Below are 19,690 nucleotides of genomic sequence, written 5' to 3'. Positions count from 1 at the left end.
TTGTCTTGTCCACCAGTGGTTGAGCGACTTTCCTAACTACGCGTGGTCGGATCCTCGCCATCGGAAAGCGCATCCCACAGCTCCGTGTCGGGGTCGCGGGCCACCCGCTTCGTCCCCGGAGCGGAGTACTTCGCGCCCATTCTCGGCATCCGGTGCCCGCGCCAGGCGAGCAGCCCCCCGGCCAGCGCGACGAGCACCCCGCCCGCCACGGCCAGGGCGGGCCCCCAGAAGGTCCGCGCCGGCTCTCCGCCGCTGTTCTCGTAGCCGGGCGCCCAGCCCGACCACGCCACGTCGTAGACGTCGCCGTCGAGGGCCAGGTACACCGTCCAGGCGCCCGCCACCACCAGCAGCACCCCGAGGATCCGCCGGGCGACGCCGCGGATGCCGAGCGCACCCGCCACCGCCGCCAGCGCGAACAACGCCAGCGGAACGTGCCAGTTGGCCAGCTCGCCACCGGTGAAGTCATCGGCGAGCCTGCCGTCGACGGTGCGACCCTGCGGGACGTCGATCCAGGTGAGAGCCGACGACCCCCACAGTGCCGCGGCACCGAGCAGCAACGCGGCCACCACAATCCACAGTGGACGCTTCTGCTCCGGCTGGTCAGCCACTGTCCCCGTCCAGCGTCGCGGCGGGCGCCATCGTGCCCGCGGCGGCGACCGCCGAGAGCACCGTCCGCGCCTTGTTGAGCGACTCGTTGTCCTCGTAGTCGGCCACCGAGTCGGCGACCACACCCCCGCCCGCCTGCACGTAGGCGACGCCGTCCTTCATCAAGGCGGTCCGGATGGCGATGGCCGTGTCGGCGTCCCCGGCGAAGTCGAGGTAGCCGACCACGCCGCCGTACAGCCCGCGCCGCACCGGCTCGAGCTGCTCGATCAGCTCCATCGCCCGCACCTTGGGCGCCCCGGAGAGCGTGCCCGCCGGGAAACACGCGGTCACGGCGTCGAACGCCGTCCTGCCCTCGGCGAGCTCTCCGGTCACCGTCGACACGATGTGCATGACGTGGCTGTAGCGCTCGATGGCGAAGAAGTCGACCACGTGCACCGAGCCCGGCCGGCACACCTTGCCGAGGTCGTTGCGGCCCAGGTCGACCAGCATCAGGTGCTCGGCGCGCTCCTTCTCGTCGGCGAGCAGGTCCTTGGCGAGCTGGGCGTCCTCCTCCGGGTCGGCGCCGCGCCAGCGCGTCCCGGCGATCGGGTGGGTCGTGGCCCGGCCGTCCCGCACGGTCACCAGCGACTCGGGGCTCGACCCCACGATGTCGAACCCGTCGAGCCGCAGCAGGTACATGTACGGGCTGGGGTTCGAGGTCCGCAGCACGCGGTAGACATCCAGGGCGTCGGCGCCCGTGCGCATCTCGAACCGCTGGGAGGGCACGATCTGGAACGCCTCACCGGCGTGGATGGCCTCTCGTGCCGCGTCCACGGCGGCGTGGAAGTCCTCCTTGGCGCGCTGCCGGACGAACTCCGGAGCGGGCCGGTCGAACACGGCGTTGGTGGCGGGCGCGGGAGCGGCGAGCTGCGTGGTCATCTCCTCGAGGCGGCGCACCGCGTCGTCGTAGGCCGCGTCCACGCGCTCGGGGCTGTCGTCCCAGTTCACCGCGTTGGCGATGAGCGTGACGGTGCCCTCGTGGTGGTCGAACGCCGCGAGGTCGGTCGCCAGCAGCATCGTCAGCTCGGGGATGTCGATGTCCTTCTCGGCGAGCTCGGGCAGCCGTTCCAGCCAGCGCACCGCGTCGTAGCCGATGTAGCCGACCATGCCGCCGGTGAGGGGCGGCATTCCGGGCAGCGGCTCGGTGTGCAGGGTTTCGATGGTCTCCCGCAGCACGGTCAGCGGGTCACCCTCGGTCGGCAGTCCCGTCACGGGGGTGCCGGTCCAGCACGCCTGGCCGTCGCGCACGCTGAGCGCGGAGGGGCTGCGCACTCCGATGAACGACCAGCGCGACCAGGACTGCCCGTTCTCCGCCGATTCGAGCAGGAACGTGCCGGGGCGGTCCCCGGCGAGCTTGCGGTAGAGCGCGACGGGGGTGTCGGCGTCGGCGAGCAGACGCCGGACCACCGGGATCACGCGCCGGTCCTCCGCGAGAGCGCGGAACTCCTCGCGGGACGGCGTGATCGCGCCCAGGCCGGCCCGGCCGGCCTCGAGGGAATGGGCAGTCACCATGCGGTTATTGTGCCGCCGTCCGTGCGGACGCCCCGCACCGGGCACTAATTCACTCGTCGTTGAATTCCTGACCTCGCTCGTTCATGATGAGCAGGTGACGACCGCGCGGGAGAACACCCCTCAGAAGCGACGTGGCCGCCGCCCGGCGGGCGAGGATACGAAGGCGGCCCTGCTCGAGGCCGCACGGGCCGTGTTCGCCGAGAACGGCTACGAGGGCGCCACGGTCCGCGCCATCGCCGCCCGGGCCGGCGTCGACGCCGCCATGGTCAACCACTGGTTCGGCGGCAAGGAGGGCCTGTTCGCCAAGGCCGTGCTGCACGTGCCGTTCGACATCGACGAGGTGATCGAGACCGTCACCGCCCGCGGCCCCGAGCACCTCGGCGAGAGCATCGTGCGCACGTTCCTCACCCGCTGGGACGGCGCGGGCAGCGACACCTTCGCCGCCCTCATCCGCAGCGTCACCACCAAGCCCGAGGCCATGCACACGCTGAAGACGGTGCTCATCAACCGGATCTTCGCGGGCGTCACGCAGGGCACGGGCAAGGACCGGCCCGAGTTGCGCGCCTCGCTGTGCGCCACCCAGGTGATCGGCATCGGCATGGCCCGCTACGTCGCCAAGATCGAGCCCATGGCATCGGCCGACATCGACACGCTCGTCGCCGCCATCGCGCCGACCCTGCAGCGCTACCTCACCGGCGACATCGACTGACGCGAGATCCGGCCGGCGATCTCGCCGGGCTCGGGTGGCCGGGAACCGGGTGTTGACCGACCGCGCATGGTCAGGCGCGGTCAGCTTGCGTGTCCCCGGCGCCGTGGGGACAGTAGTGCTGTGACGCTCCACACAGACATCCCCACGCGCGACCAGCTCGAGTGGCTGATCGCGGCGCGGGACCGGGTCAGCGTCTCGGTGTACCTTCCGACGACGGCGGTCACCCCGCAGGCGCAGGCGGGCCGGATCGAGCTGAAGAACCTGGCCGGTGAGGCCGTGCGGCAGCTCGAGGAGTCGGGGGCCGACCACGCTGCGGTCGCCGATGTCCGCGAGTCTCTCGACGACCTCGTCGAGGACGACGATCTCTGGGCCGAGCAGGCACGCAGTCTGGCGGTGTTCGCCTCGCCCGGCAATGTGACGACCTACCGATTGCCGAACCGGTTGCCGAGCACCGTCGAGGTCAGCGACCGCTTCCACGTGAAGCCGCTGCTGCGGGCCGTCACCTTCCCGCAGGCCGCGTTCGTCCTCGCGCTCGCGGCGGGCTCGGTACGCCTGGTGGAGGTCACGCGCGACGGGCCGCCCTACCCGGTCGACGTCCCGGGCCTGCCCACGGACGCGGCCAGCGCCGTGGGCAAGTCCTCCATCGCCGACCGCTCCCCGATCCGTCGCCTCCAGGGCTCCGAGGGCCAGAAGGTCAGGCTGCGGCAGTACGCGCGCAAGGTGGACCAGGCGCTGCGCGGCGTGCTCACCGGCCTCGAGCTGCCGCTGATCCTCGCCGCCGCCGAACCGCTGAACGCCATCTACCGGTCGGTGAACAGCTATCCGCACCTCGTCCGTGCCGGGATCCCCGGCAGCCCGGAGGGTGCCACCGATGCCGAGCTGGCGGCCGCGGCACGGACGGTCCTCGACGAGGTCTACGCGCACCAGCTCGCGGAGCTCCGGGAGCGCTTCGAGGAGCGCTTCGCCCAGGGCCGTGCGTCCGCGGACCTCGCCACCGTCGCGCGCGCCGCGACTTACGGCGTCGTCGACACGCTGGTCGCCGACATCGATGCGCAGGTGCCCGGCCACGTCGACGAGGAGTCCGGTGCCGTGACGTTCGCGGGGAACGACGCCTCCAGCTACGGCGTCGTCGACGAGATCGCCAGGCGCGTGCTGTCTGCCGGCGGCCGCGTGGTGGCGGTGCGTGCCGACGACGTCCCCGGGGGAGGGCCGGTCGCGGCCACGTTCCGGTATGCGTTCTGAGTCCGGACGGCTCGTGTACCGCGTCGGCCGGGCGCGTCCGCACCGGGCGGTCTGAGTGTCGAGCGCCCTGCTGATCATTGCCGGTTTCGCCGGCCTGCTCGGTGGGGCCGAGCTGCTGATCCGGGCCGGGACCGCGCTGGCGTTGCGGCTGGGAATCGCGCCGATCGTCATCGGGGTCACCGTCGTGTCCCTCGGTACCAGCATGCCGGAGCTGGCCATTGGCATCGAATCCGCGCGCCAGGGCAGTGCGGGTCTGGCCGTCGGCAACATCGTGGGCACGAACGTGGTCAACCTGCTGCTGATTCTCGGCTTGAGCGCGGCGATCAGGCCGATCACGCTCGACACCCGCACCGTGCGGTTCGATCTCCCGCTGATGACAGCGGCGGCGGTGTTGCTGCTGCTGGTCGCGCTCGACGGCGGCTTGGGCACCTGGGACGGCGTGGTCCTGCTGCTCTTCGGAACCATCTACACGCTCGGCGTCCTGCGCACCGGCCGTCAGGAGTCCGCCGCCGAGGACGCGGAAGGCCCGGTGCCGCTGGATGCCGAGCGCGAGACCACCCGGCCCTGGGTGGACGCCGTCACCCTGGTCGCCGGCATCGCGGTCATCGTCGTGGGCGCCACGCTGCTCGTCGACGGCGCGGTCGAGGCCGCCCGGGCGTTCGGGGTGAGCGACACGGTCATCGGGCTGACGATCATCGCCATCGGCACGTCGGCGCCGGAGCTGGTCACCACGATCTTTTCCACGATCCGGGGCAATCGCGACATCGCCCTGGGCAACCTGCTGGGATCCAGCGTCTACAACATCGCGCTCATTCTCGGGATCACGGTCCTGGTGGCACCGGGCGACGTCCCGGTGCCCGACGAGGTCCTCGAAGGCGACCTCCTGCTGATGGTCGCGGCGGCGCTGGCCTGTGTGCCGGTGTTCGTGTCGGGCAGCCGGATCAGCCGCCTCGAGGGTGCCCTCTTCGTCGTGGCGTACGGCGGCTATCTGGGCTGGTTGCTCGCTGCTCAGACCTGACCGGCAGGGCGAGCCCCGGCCGGTCCGCCGTCGTCGGCCAGCAACAGCCGCTCGCCGGTGTCGAAACACGAGCGCGTCCCGGTGTGGCACGCCGGGCCGGTCTGATCCACGCGCACGAGCAGGGTGTCGGCGTCACAGTCAAGGCGGACCTCCCGCACGTGCTGCACGTGCCCGGACGTCTCCCCCTTGACCCACAGCCGCTGCCTGCTCCGGGAGAAGTACGTCGCACGGCGGGTGGTCAACGTGCGGTGCAGGGCCTCGTCGTCCATCCACGCCACCATGAGCACGTCGGACGTCTCGTGGTCGACCACGACGGCGCAGACCAGGCCGTCCGCGTTGCGCTTGAGCCGCCGGGCGAGCTCCGGGTCGAGCGGGCTCTCGGTCACCGGACCTCCACACCCCCGGCCCGCAGCGCGTCCTTGACGTCGCCGATCTTGAGCTGCCCGAAGTGAAACACGCTGGCCGCCAGCACCGCGTCGGCCCCGGCCTCGACGGCGGGGAGGAAGTGCTCGACCGCGCCGGCACCGCCGCTGGCGATCACGGGCACCCGCACGGCCTTGCGGACCAGCCGGATGAGCTCGAGGTCGAAACCGTTCTTCGTGCCGTCCGCGTCCATCGAGTTGAGCAGGATCTCCCCGACACCCAGTTCCTCACCGCGCGTGGCCCACTCGACCGCGTCGATCCCGGTGCCGCGACGGCCACCGTGCGTGGTCACCTCGAAACCCGACGTCGTGGGCCGGCCGCCCTCCGGCACGCGCCGGGCGTCGACCGACAGCACCACGCACTGCGCCCCGAACCGGTGCGACGCTTCCCGCAGCAGCTCCGGGCGGGCGATGGCCGCGGTGTTGATGCTCACCTTGTCGGCCCCGGCCCGCAGCAGCCGGTCGACATCGGCCGTGCTGCGCACGCCCCCGCCGACGGTGAGCGGGATGAACACCTGCTCGGCCGTTCGGCGTACGACGTCGTAGGTCGTCTCCCGATCGCCCGACGACGCGGTGACGTCGAGGAACGTCAGTTCGTCGGCGCCCTCGGCGTCGTAGGCGCGCGCGAGTTCCACCGGATCGCCCGCGTCACGCAGGTTGGCGAAGTTGACGCCCTTGACCACCCGGCCCGCGTCGACGTCGAGACACGGGATCACCCTCACCGCAACGGACATGCATCCAGCTTAGGGTTCCGCAGGTGGGCCGCCCCCGGCGGCGGTCGGCACCCAGCACGGGCCCGGTGCCCGAGCGGGTGGTTCCCACCCATCTGTTGACCTTTTCGTGATCTCTCCAGGGAAATACGCGGTCCAGAATGGACCACCCAACGGGCCGACGGACCGGTGCGTGCGTATGATCCTCTGACTGTGGGCCGGATCGCAGCAAGGCAGCATTTCCCGCCTTGATCCGCTGCATCGAGACCAGCCGGCAGGCGGTCACGATGACGCACGCGCCTCGGCCACCTCCGGAACACGGCAGGACGTTCACGTTCCGGAGCGTTATTCGCACGCCGGCCGGGGAATACTCCTGCCATGGGGGAACCGGCCGGCACGATGAATGTCAAGGGTGCTGGGATGGCAACGGTCACGATGGGGGAAGCGCCTGTGTCCGGGTCGCCGGATCCGGACGCGGAGCCGGCCGCGCGCCCGCGGCGGCGCGCGCGGTTGCTTCCCGTCGCCTCGGTGGCGGGTGGTACGGCCCTCATCGGCGCGCACGCCTCGCTCTACGGCAACTGGATCATCGACGACGCGGCGATCACGTTCGCCTACGCGCGCAGCTTCGCCGAAGGCCTCGGCCCGGTGGTCCAGCCTGGCGCCGAACCCGTCGAGGGCTACTCGAACCCGACCTGGACCGCGCTGCTCGTGCTCGGCAGGCTCTTCGGCCTGTTCGACCACGGCACGATCTTCGGCATCCCGGACTACGTGTTCTTCCCGAAGGCGCTCGCGCTGCTCTTCTGCGCGGGCATCCTGGCGGCCTGTCACGTCGCGGCCGCACGGGTGACCAAGCGACCGTGGCTGGCCACGCTCTGCGTCGGCGCGTTGCTCGCGATCACGCCGTCATTCGTCATCTGGAGCTTCTCCGGCCTGGAGAACCCGCTGTACGGACTCACCGTCACCGTGATGGCGGTGCTCGTCTTCCTGGCCGTGCTCGACAACCGGCTGCTCCGGCCGAAGCTCGCGCTCGGTATGGGCGCGCTGGCGGCGTTCGCCGCCCTCACCCGGCCCGAGGGGCTCATCTACGCGGGCGTCTACCCGATCGTCGTGCTCGGCACGATGCGCAGGGCCACGCTCGCCTCGAGCGTCAAGCACATCCTGCTGTCCGTGGTCACGTTCGTCGTGCCGGTGGGCGCGTACTTCGTGTGGCGGTACGCGACGTTCGGACAGTGGCTGGCGAGCCCGTCGATCGCGAAACGACAGGACATCCCCGCGCTGCGCGAGCTCACCAGGGCCGGTGACCTGGTGGCCTACGCCGGCGCCCCGGCCGTGCTGCTGGCCGTGCTGCTCATCGGCGTGGTGCTCGCCCGGCCCGCGTGGTGGCGCCGTGGTCTGCTCGCACTGCTCGTCCCGCTGGGTCTGGCCATCGTGGCCTACACCGTGCTCGAGCCCGACTGGATGTACCAGCTGCGGTTCGCCACCCCGATCTGGATTCTCGGCGCGCTGGCCGCCACGCTCGCCGCCGGTGAGGCGCTGCGGTACGCCCGCACACGCTCGCGGGCGTGGATCGCCGTGGGCCTGGTCGCCGTGCTGCTCCCCACGGGAGCCTCGTTCGCTCACGCCGCGGACGACTTCCGGACCGACCCCAACATCTCCGCCTGCTACGTCGCCGACCGCTTCGGCCGCACCTTCAACGGCTACGCCGACATCCTGGGCCTCGAACGGGGCTCGCTCGTGCTGCCCGACCTGGGCGGTTCGGCGCTCACCAGCAGGCTGCATCTCATCGACATGGCCGGCCTGACCAACCACCGGTTCGCCCAGCTGGTCCGCGAACACGACAACGCGGGTCAGGCGAAGTACGTGTTCGAGGAGCTCAAGCCGACGTTCATCCACACCCGCCAGCCGTGGACCAACGGCAACGGCCTCGGCCTGGACCCGCGGCTCGCGCGGGACTACTACCAGATCCACACCGACCTCTACCAGCCGCCGCCGAACGGCGACTGGGTGCGCAAGGACGTCGTGCCGGACCGGCAAACGCTGCGGGAGCTGCGCGCCTACGCCGCCGAGCACGCGGCCAAGCTGGAACGCAACATCGCGACGTGGCCGACGCGGGCCTGCGGCGACACGCTGCGGATCGGGCAGACGGGCACGGGAGCGCTGTAGGACGTCCGGCACCCGGCCCCATTACCGCCCGGACCGCGCCGCCACGGGGCTAAGGTCACCGCATGGGAGAACTGGGGCGCCTCGCCGCCGAGAAGTACGTGCAGCTGACCACGTTCCGGAAGTCCGGCCAGGCGGTGCCCACGCCGGTGTGGGTGGCGCGGCTGGGCGACGAGCTGGTGCTGTTCAGCGTGCGCGACGCGGGCAAGGTCAAGCGAATTCGCAACAACCCGCAGGTCGAGGTCACGGCGTGCGACCTGCGCGGCACGAGGACGCATGGACCGACGGTCCGGGGCGTGGCCCGCATCGTCGACGGCGCTGCTTTCGCCGAGATCCGCTCCGCGCTGTCCCGCAAGTACGGCATCCTCGGCGCGGTGACGATGTTCTTCAGCCGGTTGCGTGGCCGGTTGCAGGGCAACCCCGAGCGGACCGTCGGGATCGCGATCGCGCTGAACGAGGCCGAGTAGGCCGGATCAGGCGTTCGCGACGGCCTCGAGCGCCTCGGGCAGCGTGAACGCGCCCGCATACAGCGCCTTGCCCACGATGGCGCCCTCGACGCCGTCGCGTGCCAGCGTCGCCAGTGCCCGCAGGTCGTCCACACTGGACACACCGCCGGAGGCGATGACGGCGGCGTCGGTGCGCGCGGTGACATCGCGCAGCAGGTCCAGGTTCGGGCCCTTGAGCGTGCCGTCCTTGCTGACGTCGGTGACGACGTAGCGCTGGGCGCCGTCGCGGTCGAGGCGCTCCAGCACCTCCCACAGGTCGCCGCCGTCCTGGGTCCAGCCCCGGGCGGCGAGCCGGTGACCCTGCTCGGTGATGCGCACGTCCAGGCCGATCGCGACCCGGTCGCCGTGCTCGGCCACGACCTTGGCGCACCAGTCCGGCGACTCGAGCGCGGCCGTGCCCAGGTTCACCCGCCGGGCGCCCGTGGCCAGCGCGGCGGCCAGCGACTCGTCGTCGCGGATGCCGCCGGAGAGCTCCACGTTCACGTCGAGCTTGCCCACGACCTCCGCCAGCAGCTCCCGGTTCGAACCCTTCCCGAACGCCGCGTCGAGGTCGACGAGATGGACCCACTCGGCACCGTCACGCTGCCAGGACAGCGCGGCGTCCAGCGGGGATCCGTAGGAGGTCTCGGTGCCGGCCTCGCCCTGGACGAGACGGACGGCCTGACCATCGGCCACATCGACGGCGGGAAGGAGCGTGAACGTCACGCGGTCACTGTAGAACGCGGCTGCGCCGATCGGGTCACAGGGTGCTGAGCCAGTTGCGCAGCAGCTGCGCTCCGGCGTCGCCGGACTTCTCCGGGTGGAACTGCGTGGCGCACAGTGGCCCGTTCTCCACCGCGGCCACGAAGTCCTCGCCGTGGTGCGCCCACGTGACCTTCGGCTGGCGGCCGGTCAGTCCGGACTCCAGGTCCCAGGTGCGCGCGGCGTAGGAGTGCACGAAGTAGAACCGCGCGTCGGCGTCGAGGCCGGCGAACAGCTGCGAGTCGGCGGGGGCGCGGACGGTGTTCCAGCCCATGTGCGGCAACACCTCGGCGTCGAGCCGGTCGACCGTGCCCGGCCACTCTCCCGTGCCCTCGGCCTCGACGCCGTGTTCGACGCCACGCTCGAAGAGGATCTGCATCCCGACACAGATCCCGAGCACGGGCCTGCTGCCCGCGAGCCGCTTGCCGATGATGCGGTCGCCCTGCACCGAGCGCAGTCCGTCGGCGCACGCGGCGAAGGCGCCGACCCCGGGCACCACGAGCCCGTCGGCCTCCAGCGCCGCATGGGGATCCGCGGTGACCTCCACCTCGGCACCGGCCCGTTGCAGGGCGCGTTCGGCGGAACGGAGGTTTCCGGACCCGTAGTCCAGGATCACAACACGAGGCACGACTCCAGGTTAACCCGCTCGCCGGGCCAGCCAGGCCACCGGCAGCAGCGCGAACGCCCACGCCGCGAGCAGCCCGAAGCCCACCCCGAAGCTCGTCCCCGACACGACCGCGCCCACCGCGACGGCGCCGAGCCCCTGCCCGGCGTCGAAGGCCACGTTCCACGCGACACTGGCCGGACCGGCCTGCGTGCGGGCGAACATGGCCACCAGGGCGTCGTTCTGCACCACACCGAAGCCGAGGCCGAACAGCGCGACGGCCAGCACGGCCGGCCAGGAGGCGCCGTCCGAGCCGGTGCTGGTGAGCACCGCGAAGCCGGCCAGTCCCAGCCCGCCCACGGCGAGCCCCGCGGGCAGCATCCGGCCCGGGCCGCCGACCCGGTGACCGATCGCACCCGCCGCCCAGCGGGCGAACATCGACGCACACGGCGCCACGAACAACGCCACCGAGGAGGACGGCGAGGTCAGCACGATCGGCAGGAACGTCGCGAGTGCGCCCCAGCCCGTGGACACGGCCAGCATCGGCAGCCACGGCCGCCAGGTCGCGCCGACGATGTCGCGCAGGCCGCTCCGCCTGCCGCGCTCGGCTGCCGGGTGGATCCGGGCCAGCAGCACGATCGGCGCGACCGATGCCGCCGGCAACGCCGTCGCCAGGACGAACACGGGCACGAACCCCCAGTGCTGGGCCAGCCACGTGCCGACCGGCAGGCCGAGCAGCTGGGGCAGGCCCGCGGCCAGCCCGTACAGACCGGACCCCTTCGCCACGGATTCCCGCGGCAGCAGTTCGGCGATGAGCGCGCTGCCGCACACGGTGAGCAGGCCGAATCCGATGCCCCGCAGCAGCGAGACCGTCAGGATGCCGGGGGCGGTCGGCCACAGCATCAGCAACGGGGTCGGCGCCCCGAGGAACACCGCGCCCCACAGCATCGCGGCGCGGTAGCCCTGAGCCCGCACGAGGGCGCCGGAGGCGAACTGCGCGAGCACCGTGCTGGCCATGAACACACCGGTGGCCGCGCCCGCCGCGAACGGCCCGGCCCCCTGCCGCACGGCCCACAGCGGCACCACGGGCAGCAGGAGGGCGTAGCCGGAGAACGCCAGCGCGGACGCCAGCAGGGAGAACCGGAAGTCCCGGTGGTGCCAGGGAGGAGCCGGAGCGCTCGGAGCCGTGTCCGGCAGGGCGTGGGACATGCCACCCGTTCTAGTACGCCCGTACCTGTCTGTCCAACTCGGTGCCGGTGGTGCGTCAGGGAGACGTCAGCGCCGGCCCGCCCACGCGGTGAGGTCGTCGGCACTCATCGTGTTCACCACCGCGGCCTCCTCGACCCCGCATTCGGTGGCACGCACGCACCCGAACGGCAGCCAGCTCAGCTGCCCGGGGGCGTGGGCGTCGCTGTCGATCGAGAACCGGCAGCCCAGCTCACGGGCCAGGCGCAGCAGCCTGCGTGGCGGGTCGAGCCGCTCCGGGCGCGAGTTGATCTCCACGGCGACATCGTGCTCCCGGCACGCGGTGAACACGGCTTCGGCGTCGAACGTCGACTCCGGCCTGCCGCGCCCGGACACGAGCCGCCCCGTGCAGTGGCCGAGCACGTTCACGCGGGGGTTGGCCACCGCCGTGAGCATGCGCTCGGTCATCTCCGGCGCCGGCATCCGCAGCAGCGAGTGCACGCTCGCCACCACGACGTCGAGCTCCTCGAGCAGGTCCGGATCCTGGTCGAGGGTTCCGTCGGCGAGGATGTCCACCTCGATGCCGGTGAGGATCCGGAACGGCGCGAGCTTCTCGTTGAGCGCGGCCACCACATCGAGCTGCCTGCGCAGCCGCTCGGCGGACAGCCCGTTCGCGACGGTGAGCCGCGGCGAGTGATCGGTGAGCACGAGGTAGTCGTGCCCGAGAGCGCGGGCCGCCTCGGCCATCTCCTCGATGGGGCTGCCGCCGTCGGACCAGTCGGAGTGGGTGTGGCAGTCACCCCGCAACGCGGCGTGCAGGGCACCACCGTCCGGGATGCCGGGTGCGCCCCGGGAGGCCAGGTCGGTGAGATAAGCCGGTTCCCGGCCCTCCACGGCGTCGGCGATCACCGCGGCCGTCGTCTTGCCGATGCCGCTCAACGCCGTGAGCGTGCCCGCGCGGACCCGCTCCTCCACCTCTCGCTCGGGCAGCTCGGCCACCACCGAGGCGGCCCGCCGGAACGCCCGGACGCGGTAGCTCGGCTCGCCGTTGCGCTCCAGGTGGAGGGCGATCTGGCGCAACACCTTCACGGGATCCATGCCTCACCTCGGCGGTAGCGCGTGCAGGGCGACGTCGGCCAGCCGCCCGTTCTCGACCCGCGCGGTCAGGTATGTGCAGTGCGGTTGCCTGCGCCGGTCCGTCGGCGACCCGGGATTGAGCAGGCGCAGGCCGCTCTGGGCGACCGTGTCCCACGGGATGTGGCTGTGGCCGAACACGAGCACGTCGGCGTCCGGGTAGTCGCGCGCGCAGCGGCGCTCTCGGCCCTTCGCGGGCCCGGTCTCGTGGACGACGGCGAGCCGCAGGCCGTCCAGCTCGGCCGTGGCGACCTCGGGCAACCGTGCGCGCAGGGCGGGACCGTCGTTGTTGCCGTGGACGCCGAGCAGCCGCCGCGAGCGCGCCTCGAGCTCGTCCAGCAGGGCGACGTCCACCCAGTCGCCGGCGTGGATCACCACGTCGGCGCGGTCGACCTCCTGCCACACCTGCTCGGGCAGGCGCTTCGCCCGCTGCGGCACGTGCGTGTCGGCGATGATCAGCAACCGCATGCCGCGCATCTCCTACCCACCGAGGTTCGACACTCCGGCCTCCAGCCCGGCGGCGAGTTCGGTGAGCTCCCGCTCCGACGGTTCCCGGTCGCCGAGCCGGCCGTGCAGGTCCTCGCGGGACGCGACGACCAGCGCCCCAGCGTAACGCTGCGAACCGAGGTCGGAGGCGTCCAGCACGCTGACCCGGCCCTCCAGCACGACGAGGTTCGGCTCGCTGAGCTCGGACTCCAGCAGGGCGCGGACGTGATCGGCGGTGATGCGCATGAGGCTCTCCCTCTCGTCGGTCGTCGCCTGTCCACCCCGGGTACCCGTTCGGCCGAAAGTCGATCGAGATCGAATCGCTACCCGCTGTCCGCAGCCGGTGTTCGCCCGGTGAAGGAGTGGCGCCACCCCCGATGCCTGCGGAAACGCCCTGGCACCCCGTTGCGGGGGTCGCGTACCGCCGGACCCGGCGCGGGCCGTATCTTGACCGGCGGAGTCCTGGCCCGTCATCGCAGGACGTGGAGGGTTGTCTTGCCACAGGATCCTCAGTGGCCCGAATCGCATGCCGAGCAGACCGACGTGCTGCCGGCCGTTCCGGCACGTCCCGGCCCTGCCGGGCACGAGTCCGACGTCGAAGCGACCCAGCAGATACCGGCGCACGACTACGGCGCGGCCGACACGCAGCACCTGGCCGCCGCGCACGGCTCGCAGGGCTACGGGCAGCGGCCCGGCGGCGCCGACGGTCCCACCGAGCAGTTCGCGCCACGGACGGCCCCGGCCGGCGAGGCCGAGCCGGCGAAGGGCAAGCGCCGTGTGCCGAAGCCGGCGCTGATCGCCGCCGCCGTGTTCGGGGTCCTCGCCCTGGCCTATGTCGCCGACCTGCTCGTGACGAGCGGCGACGTGCCGCGCGGCGTCGTGGTGGCCGGAGTCGAGGTCGGCGGGCTGAGCCACAGCGAGGCCGAGGACAAGCTCCGCTCCGAACTCGAACCGCGGCTGACCAAGCCCGTCGAGTACACGGCGGGCGACGTGCAGAGCTCGTTCGACCCCACGTCCGCGGGCCTGCGGCTGAACTGGCAGCAGACCCTCGACGAGGCGGGCGACCAGCCGCTGAACCCCATCACCCGCATCACGTCGTTCTTCTCCGAGCGCGAGGTCGGTGTCGTCACCGAGTCCGAGCCCAACCAGCTCGAGAACGCGATGGCGGCGCTGCGCAACGAGATCGACCGCGAGCCCGTCGAGGGCAACGTCGTGTTCGAGGACGCGACACCGAAGGCGATCGAACCCAAGAACGGCCAGGAACTCGACGTGGCGGGCGCGCAGTCGGTGATCCTCGACGGCTGGGCCGACGGTGAGCGCCTGCGGCTGCCGGTCCGGAGCACGCCGGTGACCATCACGTCCCAGGCCGTGCAGGCAGCGCTCAAGGATGTCGCCGAGCCCGCCGTCTCCGCACCGGTCGTCGTCCACGGTGAGGGCGCGGACGGCACGCTGGAGCCCGAGGAGATCGCCGCGGCACTCAGCTTCGCGCCGGAGAACGGCCGGCTCGTGCCGAAGATCGACCAGAAGAAGATGGTCGCGGGCGTCGAGGAGGAGCTGGCGAGCACGGAGAAGGAAGGCCGCGACGCCCAGATCGTGTTCGAGGGCGGCGCGCCGACCGTCGTGCCGTCCGAGGACGGCAACCAGATCAAGTGGGACGTGACGTTCAAGCCGCTGATGGACGTCCTCAAGAAGGACGACGGCCGGGAGCTCGCGGCGCACTACGAGAAGAAGCCCGCCGAGACGACCACCGAGGAAGCCAACCAGCTCGGCATCAAGGAGGTCATCGGCGAGTTCACCACCGGTGACTTCGCCGCCGACTCCGGCGTGAACATCCGCCGGGTCGCCGAGGAGGTCAACGGCGCGATCGTCAAGCCGGGCGAGACGTTCAGCCTCAACGGCCACACCGGGCCGCGCACGGCCGCCGACGGCTACATCGAGGCCGGGATCATCCAGGACGGTGCGCCCGGCAAGGCAGTCGGCGGCGGGATCTCGCAGTTCGCGACCACGCTGTACAACGCCGCGTACTTCGCGGGCATGACCGACGCCGGTCACCAGGAGCACAGCTACTACATCAGCCGGTACCCCGCGGGCCGCGAGGCCACGGTGTTCCAGAACGCCGACGGCTCCAGCGTCATCGACCTGAGGTTCCGCAACGACAGCCCGACCGGCGTGGCGATCCAGACCGAGTGGACGCCGTCGAGCATCACCGTGCGGCTGTGGGGCACCAAGCAGTACGACGTCCAGTCGGTGACCGGCGAGCGCACCAATTTCGTGCCGCCGAAGACCGAGCGGGGCCCGAAGGAGAACTGCTCCCCGAGCAGCGGCGCGCCGGGCTTCACCGTCACCGACACGCGCATCCTGCGGGACCCGGCCACCGGCGCGGAGGTGCGCCGGGAGTCGCGGACCGTGCGCTACAACCCGCAGAACAAGATCGTCTGCGGCGGACGTCCCTGAGAAAACGGGTGGCCCCGGGGACGGCGCGGTGCCAGGCTGGACCGGTCCGACGCCGTCACCCGGGAGGCACCATGACCGAATCAGCTCCGCCGCAGGACAACGCCGCATCCGAGGCGGCCGGTGGTGCCGGCACCGGGGAGGACGCCGTCAAGCGCCGCTTCCGGGAGGCCCTGGAACGCAAGCAGGCCAAGGCCAAGGAAGGCGCCGCGCACACCGACCTCGGATCCCGGACCGGGCAGGCCCACGGTCCGGCCGCGCACAAGCGCACCTTCCGCCGCAAGAGCGGCTGATGTCCGGATGGCACGGGCCGCCTCGCGCACGGCGAGGCGGCCCGTGTCGTATCCGGTCGGCTCAGGGGGTGAGGATCGAGCGCAGGCGCGACACCTCGGCCATGCGCCGCTCGGCCAGCCGGTCGGCGGCCGTCGCGGGCGGAACACCCTCGTCGGCGGCGAGCGCGAACACCGCCTTCGCCGTGTCGTACAGCGCCGTGACCTTGCGCCGGGCCCGGTCGAGGTCGAAGCCGTGCAACTCGTCGCTGACCTGGATGACGCCGCCCGCGTTGACCAGGTAGTCGGGGGCGAACAGGATGCCCCGCTCGTCCAGTAGCTTCTCCACGCCCGGGTGCGCCAGCTGGTTGTTCGCGGCCCCGCACACGATCTTCGCCCGCAGCGCGGGCACCGTCTCCTCGCTCAGCACACCCCCCAGCGCGCACGGCGCCAGCACGTCGAGGTCCGAGCGGAACAGGGTCGCGGAGTCGGCCACGACCTCGACGGACGGGTGCGCGGCCCGGACCCGGTCGATGGCCTGCTCGTCGACGTCGGTGACGACCACCTCGGCCCCGGCCTCCACCAGGTGTCCCGTGAGCAGCCTGCCGACCTTGCCGACGCCGGACACGCCGACGCGGCGACCACGGAGCTCGGGCACGCCCCACACGTGCTCGGCGCACGCGCGCATGCCCTGGAACACGCCGAACGCGGTGAGCACCGAGGAGTCGCCCGCTCCCCCGTCGTCGCGTGACCGGCCGGTGACGAACCGGGTCTCCCGGGCGATGACATCCATGTCCGCCACGTACGTGCCGACGTCGCACGCGGTGATGTACCGCCCGCCGAGGGACTGCACGAACCGGCCGTAGGCGCGCAGCAACGCCTCGGACTTGGCGGTCCGTGGGTCGCCGATGATGACGGCCTTGCCGCCGCCGAGGTCCAGTCCGGCGAGCGCGTTCTTGTACGCCATGCCCTTCGACAGCGCGAGGACGTCCTCGAGCGCGTCGGCCTCGGAGGCGTACGGGTAGAAACGGGTGCCGCCGAGCGCGGGACCCAGCGCGGTGGAGTACACCGCGATGATCGCCTTCAGCCCGGTGGCCCGGTCCTGGCAGTAGACAACTTGTTCGTGGCCGCTGTCGCGGCCGAATACACCGTCGGTCACGGTCGGTGACTCCTTTGTCGTCCCCGGCCCCACCTGTGGGCGCGGCCGGTGTCTGTTGTCGGGGCGGCGCCGCGGCCGGGAGGTCGTCCCGGGAGCGATCACCGCTGGCCTCAACCTAAACCCGGCCGAGGCCCGCCACCACCCACCCGGGACACTTTCGTCGCGTCGCCGGCACGCCGGGTCACAGCCGGCTGCGCACGGCCCAGAGATCCGGGAACACGGGCCGGGACAACGTGGTCCGCAGGTAGGCCGCACCGGAGGAACCACCGGTGCCGGGCTTGTCGCCGATGGTCCGTTCGACCATCTTCACGTGCCGGTAGCGCCACTCCTGGACGCCCTCGTCGAGATCGACCATGCGCTCGCACACCGACGCGGGCGCCTCGTCGTCGCGGTACACGCGCAGCAGGGCGTCCTGCACGACGGGTGAGGGTTCGAGCGGCGCGGTGACGTCCGGGCGCGCCGGGGTGTCGTAGCCGTGCTTGCGCAGGTAGGCGAGAAACGAGTCGAACAGCGACGGCCTGCTCATCGCGGCGGCGATCCGGTCCCGGGCCGGGCTGCCGGGCGGGTAGTGCTCGCGGACCTTCTCGTCCCGCCTGCCGAGCACGGCCTCGAGTTCCCGGAACTGGGCGGACTGGAAGCCGCTCGCCGCGTCCAGGCGCGCCCGGAAGCTTGCGAACTGGCTGGGCGTCATCGTCTCCAGCACGTCGATCTGGGCCACCACCACCTTGAGGATGGTGAGGATGCGGCGCAGCGTGCGCAGCGCGTGCGGGCTGTCGCCGTCCTCCAGAACGCCCTGCAGGAAGGCGAGTTCGTGCAGCAGCTGCTTGAACCACAGCTCGTAGACCTGGTGGATGACGATGAACAGCAGCTCGTCGTGCTCGTCCGACCGCGGCCGCTGGGCACCGAGCACCTCGTCGAGTGCGAGGTAGGAGGTGTAGGTCAGCGCGGCGTCGGACTCGCTCATCCGATCAGCTTAGGGCCGCCCGGGCCGGCCGGCCTCGCGTTCGTCGACGCCGCCGTCGCGGGCGCCCGCCTGGCCGGCGCCACCGCCGCGGTGCCGAGGGCGGAGCGCACGGCGGCCTCGGCCAGCGCGGCCAGCTTCCGCCGGTCCGCGGCACGTCCGGGCGCGATCTCCGGGCACACGTGCACCTCGAGCACCAGGCCACGCAGCCTGACCACCCGGCGCAGCGACGCGATCAGCGACTCCGGGCCGATGAACGCGGGCTGGGTGGTCTCGCGGCCGCCCGCGAGGTAGCGCAGGGCCAGCGGCCGCACCGGGACGCCCCCGTCGATGGCCGCCTGGAAGGCCGCGGGCCGGAACCGGCCGGAGGCCAGGCCGCACCACGTGGTGCCCTCGGGGGTGACGTTGACCAGCGATCCGGAGCGCAGCGCCGCGGCCAGCTCGGCGACGGTGCCGGGCAATGTGGACAGTCGCTCCCGATCCACGAACACCGTGCCCGCGCGGGAGACCAGGCCGCCCAGCACCGGCCAGCCCGCGATCTCCCGCTTCGCGAGTGCCCTCATCGGACGGACGGCGTTGACGCCGATGATGTCGAGGAAGGAGATGTGGTTGGTGACCACGAGCGCGCCGCGGCCCGTACCGTCGAGCTCGCCGTGCACGACGAGCCGCACGCCCAGGGCGGCCAACAGGCCGCGGAACACCAGACGCACCAGCCGTTGCCTGCCCGGCAGCACGGTCAGCAGCGGCGCGATCCCGAGCGCCAGCACCACCACGGCCGCGGCGCCGCACAGCCGAGCGACCCGGCGCGGGAACGCCACGGTGGGCGCGCCCGGCTGCAGACAGCCGTCGCCACAGGGCGAAACGGGCATCCAGCCGTGCGTCATCCCGGCATCCCGAGGAAGAACTTCAGGTACCGCGCGTCCACCTGCTGCAGGTCGAGGAGCACGAAGAAGTCCGCGACGCCGAAGTCCGGGTCGTGAGCGGGCGGTCCGCAGACCCGGGCACCCAGGCGGACGTAGCCCTTCAGCAGCGGCGGCAGCAGTGGCCGGGCAGGCCGGGCGATGTCGTCGCAGGTCCAGGGGTGCAACGGGGTCACCCGCTGCTCGGCAAGCGCGTAGTGCCGGGCACGCGCGAGGTCCCACACGCCCGCCGCCGTCGCTCCGCCGTCCGCCAGCGGCACCGACGCGCACCCGGCGAGGTAGCGGTGCCCGGCCAGCAGCATGTAGCGCGCGATGCCCGCCCACACCAGGCTCACCACGGCGCCGCTGCGGTGTGCGGCGTCGACGCAGGAGCGCCCGGTCTCGACGAGCGAGCCACGCAGGCCGTCGAGGTTGCCGAGGTCGAACTCGGTGTCGGCGTAGAGGCCACCCGCCTCGCGCGCACGGTCGGGCGGGAGCATCCGGTAGGTCCCGACGATCTCGCCCGTGCCGTCGTCGGTGACCACCAGGTGGTCGCAGAACTGGTCATAGTGGTCGATGTCGAGGCCCGGTTCCGGGGAGTCGAGGTGCGCCCCCATCTCCTCGGCGAACACCCGGTATCGCAGCCGCTGGGCGGCGAGCACCTCGTCCTGGTCGTGTGCGACCCGCAGCGAATACCGCGCCGCCGAGTCGCCTTTCCGGTCAGTACTGAGCAGTAGCTGTGACCGCGTCATGCCCCAGATGCTGAACCGGGGAGGGAAACCACGAAGGGCACCGGCCGTGGCGCGCGGCTGCACACTGCGTGAACAGCCTGTTCACCGAAGCGGCGAAGGCCGCCTCCCCGCCGTGCGGGAAGGCG

At 72.1% G+C, this 19,690-nt stretch carries 21 protein-coding genes; 7 read left to right on the top strand and 14 right to left on the bottom strand.

The window, feature by feature from the left end; genetic code table 11:
• Positions 1 to 32: 32 nt before the first annotated feature.
• Together ACFSZT_RS13030 and ACFSZT_RS13025 are read right to left on the bottom strand one after the other, a co-directional pair.
• Complete coding sequence (locus ACFSZT_RS13030) at positions 33 to 608, bottom strand: Trp biosynthesis-associated membrane protein (RefSeq protein WP_377394126.1); 576 nt, start codon at positions 606 to 608, stop codon at positions 33 to 35.
• Positions 601 to 2,157 (bottom strand): anthranilate synthase component I, encoded by a 1,557-nt coding sequence (locus ACFSZT_RS13025; protein WP_377394128.1) that lies wholly within the window; start codon positions 2,155 to 2,157, stop codon positions 601 to 603. The genes ACFSZT_RS13030 and ACFSZT_RS13025 overlap by 8 nt, the downstream gene beginning before the upstream one ends.
• A 94-nt stretch (positions 2,158 to 2,251) precedes the next feature.
• On the opposite strand from ACFSZT_RS13025, the gene ACFSZT_RS13020 reads away from it, so the two are divergent.
• From ACFSZT_RS13020 to ACFSZT_RS13010, 3 genes are all read left to right on the top strand, one after another.
• Complete coding sequence (locus tag ACFSZT_RS13020) at positions 2,252 to 2,866, top strand: TetR/AcrR family transcriptional regulator (protein ID WP_377394130.1); 615 nt, start codon at positions 2,252 to 2,254, stop codon at positions 2,864 to 2,866.
• A gap of 120 nt (positions 2,867 to 2,986) precedes the next feature.
• Entirely contained in the window at positions 2,987 to 4,108 is a 1,122-nt protein-coding gene (locus tag ACFSZT_RS13015; RefSeq protein ID WP_377394132.1) for a baeRF11 domain-containing protein, read from the top strand.
• 55 nt (positions 4,109 to 4,163) lie between these two features.
• Positions 4,164 to 5,126: a calcium/sodium antiporter gene (locus tag ACFSZT_RS13010; RefSeq protein ID WP_377394134.1), complete on the top strand. Its 963-nt coding sequence runs from the start codon at positions 4,164 to 4,166 to the stop codon at positions 5,124 to 5,126.
• Here the strand turns inward: ACFSZT_RS13010 and hisI are convergent.
• Complete coding sequence (hisI, locus tag ACFSZT_RS13005; RefSeq protein WP_377394136.1) at positions 5,117 to 5,512, bottom strand: phosphoribosyl-AMP cyclohydrolase; 396 nt, start codon at positions 5,510 to 5,512, stop codon at positions 5,117 to 5,119. The genes ACFSZT_RS13010 and hisI overlap by 10 nt on opposite strands.
• Positions 5,509 to 6,282: an imidazole glycerol phosphate synthase subunit HisF gene (gene hisF / locus ACFSZT_RS13000; RefSeq protein WP_377394138.1), complete on the bottom strand. Its 774-nt coding sequence runs from the start codon at positions 6,280 to 6,282 to the stop codon at positions 5,509 to 5,511. The genes hisI and hisF overlap by 4 nt, the downstream gene beginning before the upstream one ends.
• A 396-nt stretch (positions 6,283 to 6,678) precedes the next feature.
• On the opposite strand from hisF, the gene ACFSZT_RS12995 reads away from it, so the two are divergent.
• Both ACFSZT_RS12995 and ACFSZT_RS12990 read left to right on the top strand, forming a co-directional pair.
• Positions 6,679 to 8,421 carry a hypothetical protein gene (locus ACFSZT_RS12995; RefSeq protein ID WP_377394140.1) on the top strand — a complete coding sequence of 581 codons (1,743 nt, stop codon included), beginning with the start codon at positions 6,679 to 6,681 and terminating at the stop codon, positions 8,419 to 8,421.
• A 62-nt stretch (positions 8,422 to 8,483) separates the two neighbouring features.
• Entirely contained in the window at positions 8,484 to 8,885 is a 402-nt protein-coding gene (locus tag ACFSZT_RS12990; protein ID WP_377394142.1) for a PPOX class F420-dependent oxidoreductase, read from the top strand.
• A gap of 6 nt (positions 8,886 to 8,891) precedes the next feature.
• Here ACFSZT_RS12990 and priA read toward each other — a convergent pair whose 3' ends face one another.
• The 6 genes from priA to ACFSZT_RS12960 all read right to left on the bottom strand — a co-directional run bounded on the left by priA (position 8,892) and on the right by ACFSZT_RS12960 (position 13,320).
• Complete coding sequence (gene priA, locus ACFSZT_RS12985) at positions 8,892 to 9,629, bottom strand: bifunctional 1-(5-phosphoribosyl)-5-((5-phosphoribosylamino)methylideneamino)imidazole-4-carboxamide isomerase/phosphoribosylanthranilate isomerase PriA (RefSeq protein ID WP_377394144.1); 738 nt, start codon at positions 9,627 to 9,629, stop codon at positions 8,892 to 8,894.
• A gap of 34 nt (positions 9,630 to 9,663) precedes the next feature.
• Positions 9,664 to 10,293, bottom strand: a complete 630-nt coding sequence (hisH, locus tag ACFSZT_RS12980) for an imidazole glycerol phosphate synthase subunit HisH (RefSeq protein WP_377394146.1) — start codon at positions 10,291 to 10,293, stop codon at positions 9,664 to 9,666.
• Between the two features lie 9 nt (positions 10,294 to 10,302).
• On the bottom strand, positions 10,303 to 11,478 hold the full coding sequence (locus ACFSZT_RS12975; protein WP_377394148.1) for an MFS transporter: 1,176 nt from the start codon (positions 11,476 to 11,478) through the stop codon (positions 10,303 to 10,305).
• Between the two features lie 66 nt (positions 11,479 to 11,544).
• Positions 11,545 to 12,552, bottom strand: a complete 1,008-nt coding sequence (locus tag ACFSZT_RS12970; RefSeq protein WP_377394150.1) for a PHP domain-containing protein — start codon at positions 12,550 to 12,552, stop codon at positions 11,545 to 11,547.
• Between the two features lie 3 nt (positions 12,553 to 12,555).
• Complete coding sequence (locus ACFSZT_RS12965) at positions 12,556 to 13,056, bottom strand: metallophosphoesterase family protein (protein ID WP_377394152.1); 501 nt, start codon at positions 13,054 to 13,056, stop codon at positions 12,556 to 12,558.
• Positions 13,057 to 13,068: 12 nt separating this feature from the next.
• The gene (locus ACFSZT_RS12960; RefSeq protein ID WP_377394154.1) at positions 13,069 to 13,320 is read right to left on the bottom strand and encodes a hypothetical protein; all 252 of its coding nucleotides are present in this window, start codon (positions 13,318 to 13,320) and stop codon (positions 13,069 to 13,071) included.
• A gap of 249 nt (positions 13,321 to 13,569) precedes the next feature.
• Here ACFSZT_RS12960 and ACFSZT_RS12955 point away from each other — a divergent pair, with 249 nt between their 5' ends.
• Positions 13,570 to 15,528 (top strand): VanW family protein, encoded by a 1,959-nt coding sequence (locus tag ACFSZT_RS12955; RefSeq protein ID WP_377394156.1) that lies wholly within the window; start codon positions 13,570 to 13,572, stop codon positions 15,526 to 15,528.
• A gap of 71 nt (positions 15,529 to 15,599) precedes the next feature.
• A complete protein-coding gene (locus ACFSZT_RS12950) occupies positions 15,600 to 15,818 on the top strand; it encodes a DUF5302 domain-containing protein (RefSeq protein WP_377394158.1) in 219 nt (72 codons plus the stop codon).
• Between the two features lie 61 nt (positions 15,819 to 15,879).
• On the opposite strand, the gene ACFSZT_RS12945 is transcribed toward ACFSZT_RS12950, so the two are convergent.
• The 4 genes from ACFSZT_RS12945 to ACFSZT_RS12930 all read right to left on the bottom strand — a co-directional run bounded on the left by ACFSZT_RS12945 (position 15,880) and on the right by ACFSZT_RS12930 (position 19,565).
• A complete protein-coding gene (locus ACFSZT_RS12945) occupies positions 15,880 to 16,953 on the bottom strand; it encodes a Glu/Leu/Phe/Val family dehydrogenase (RefSeq protein WP_377394160.1) in 1,074 nt (357 codons plus the stop codon).
• Positions 16,954 to 17,134: 181 nt separating this feature from the next.
• On the bottom strand, positions 17,135 to 17,917 hold the full coding sequence (locus ACFSZT_RS12940; RefSeq protein WP_377394162.1) for a tryptophan 2,3-dioxygenase: 783 nt from the start codon (positions 17,915 to 17,917) through the stop codon (positions 17,135 to 17,137).
• A complete protein-coding gene (locus ACFSZT_RS12935; protein WP_377394164.1) occupies positions 17,914 to 18,798 on the bottom strand; it encodes a lysophospholipid acyltransferase family protein in 885 nt (294 codons plus the stop codon). Before ACFSZT_RS12935 ends, ACFSZT_RS12940 begins: the two co-directional genes overlap by 4 nt.
• Positions 18,795 to 19,565, bottom strand: coding sequence for a GNAT family N-acetyltransferase (locus ACFSZT_RS12930; protein WP_377394166.1), 771 nt, complete (start codon positions 19,563 to 19,565; stop codon positions 18,795 to 18,797). Before ACFSZT_RS12930 ends, ACFSZT_RS12935 begins: the two co-directional genes overlap by 4 nt.
• Between the last annotated feature and the right edge of the window lie 125 nt (positions 19,566 to 19,690).

Origin of the sequence: Prauserella oleivorans, assembly GCF_042685745.1 — a bacterium.
GTDB lineage: Bacteria > Actinomycetota > Actinomycetes > Mycobacteriales > Pseudonocardiaceae > Prauserella_A > Prauserella_A oleivorans.
Note: the sequence above shows the minus strand (reverse complement) of the source record. Positions and strands in the feature narration are given on the sequence as shown.

What these genes read in the sequence shown, in the direction of transcription:
- ACFSZT_RS13025 (WP_377394128.1), bottom strand. Translation starts at nt 2,157, where the DNA reads ATGGTGACTGCCCATTCCCTCGAGGCCGGCCGGGCCGGCCTGGGCGCG.
- hisF (WP_377394138.1), bottom strand. Translation starts at nt 6,282, where the DNA reads ATGTCCGTTGCGGTGAGGGTGATCCCGTGTCTCGACGTCGACGCGGGC.
- ACFSZT_RS12995 (WP_377394140.1), top strand. Translation starts at nt 6,679, where the DNA reads ATGGCAACGGTCACGATGGGGGAAGCGCCTGTGTCCGGGTCGCCGGAT.
- ACFSZT_RS12990 (WP_377394142.1), top strand. Translation starts at nt 8,484, where the DNA reads ATGGGAGAACTGGGGCGCCTCGCCGCCGAGAAGTACGTGCAGCTGACC.
- ACFSZT_RS12975 (WP_377394148.1), bottom strand. Translation starts at nt 11,478, where the DNA reads ATGTCCCACGCCCTGCCGGACACGGCTCCGAGCGCTCCGGCTCCTCCC.
- ACFSZT_RS12970 (WP_377394150.1), bottom strand. Translation starts at nt 12,552, where the DNA reads ATGGATCCCGTGAAGGTGTTGCGCCAGATCGCCCTCCACCTGGAGCGC.
- ACFSZT_RS12965 (WP_377394152.1), bottom strand. Translation starts at nt 13,056, where the DNA reads ATGCGGTTGCTGATCATCGCCGACACGCACGTGCCGCAGCGGGCGAAG.
- ACFSZT_RS12960 (WP_377394154.1), bottom strand. Translation starts at nt 13,320, where the DNA reads ATGCGCATCACCGCCGATCACGTCCGCGCCCTGCTGGAGTCCGAGCTC.
- ACFSZT_RS12950 (WP_377394158.1), top strand. Translation starts at nt 15,600, where the DNA reads ATGACCGAATCAGCTCCGCCGCAGGACAACGCCGCATCCGAGGCGGCC.
- ACFSZT_RS12940 (WP_377394162.1), bottom strand. Translation starts at nt 17,917, where the DNA reads ATGAGCGAGTCCGACGCCGCGCTGACCTACACCTCCTACCTCGCACTC.
- ACFSZT_RS12935 (WP_377394164.1), bottom strand. Translation starts at nt 18,798, where the DNA reads ATGACGCACGGCTGGATGCCCGTTTCGCCCTGTGGCGACGGCTGTCTG.
- ACFSZT_RS12930 (WP_377394166.1), bottom strand. Translation starts at nt 19,565, where the DNA reads ATGACGCGGTCACAGCTACTGCTCAGTACTGACCGGAAAGGCGACTCG.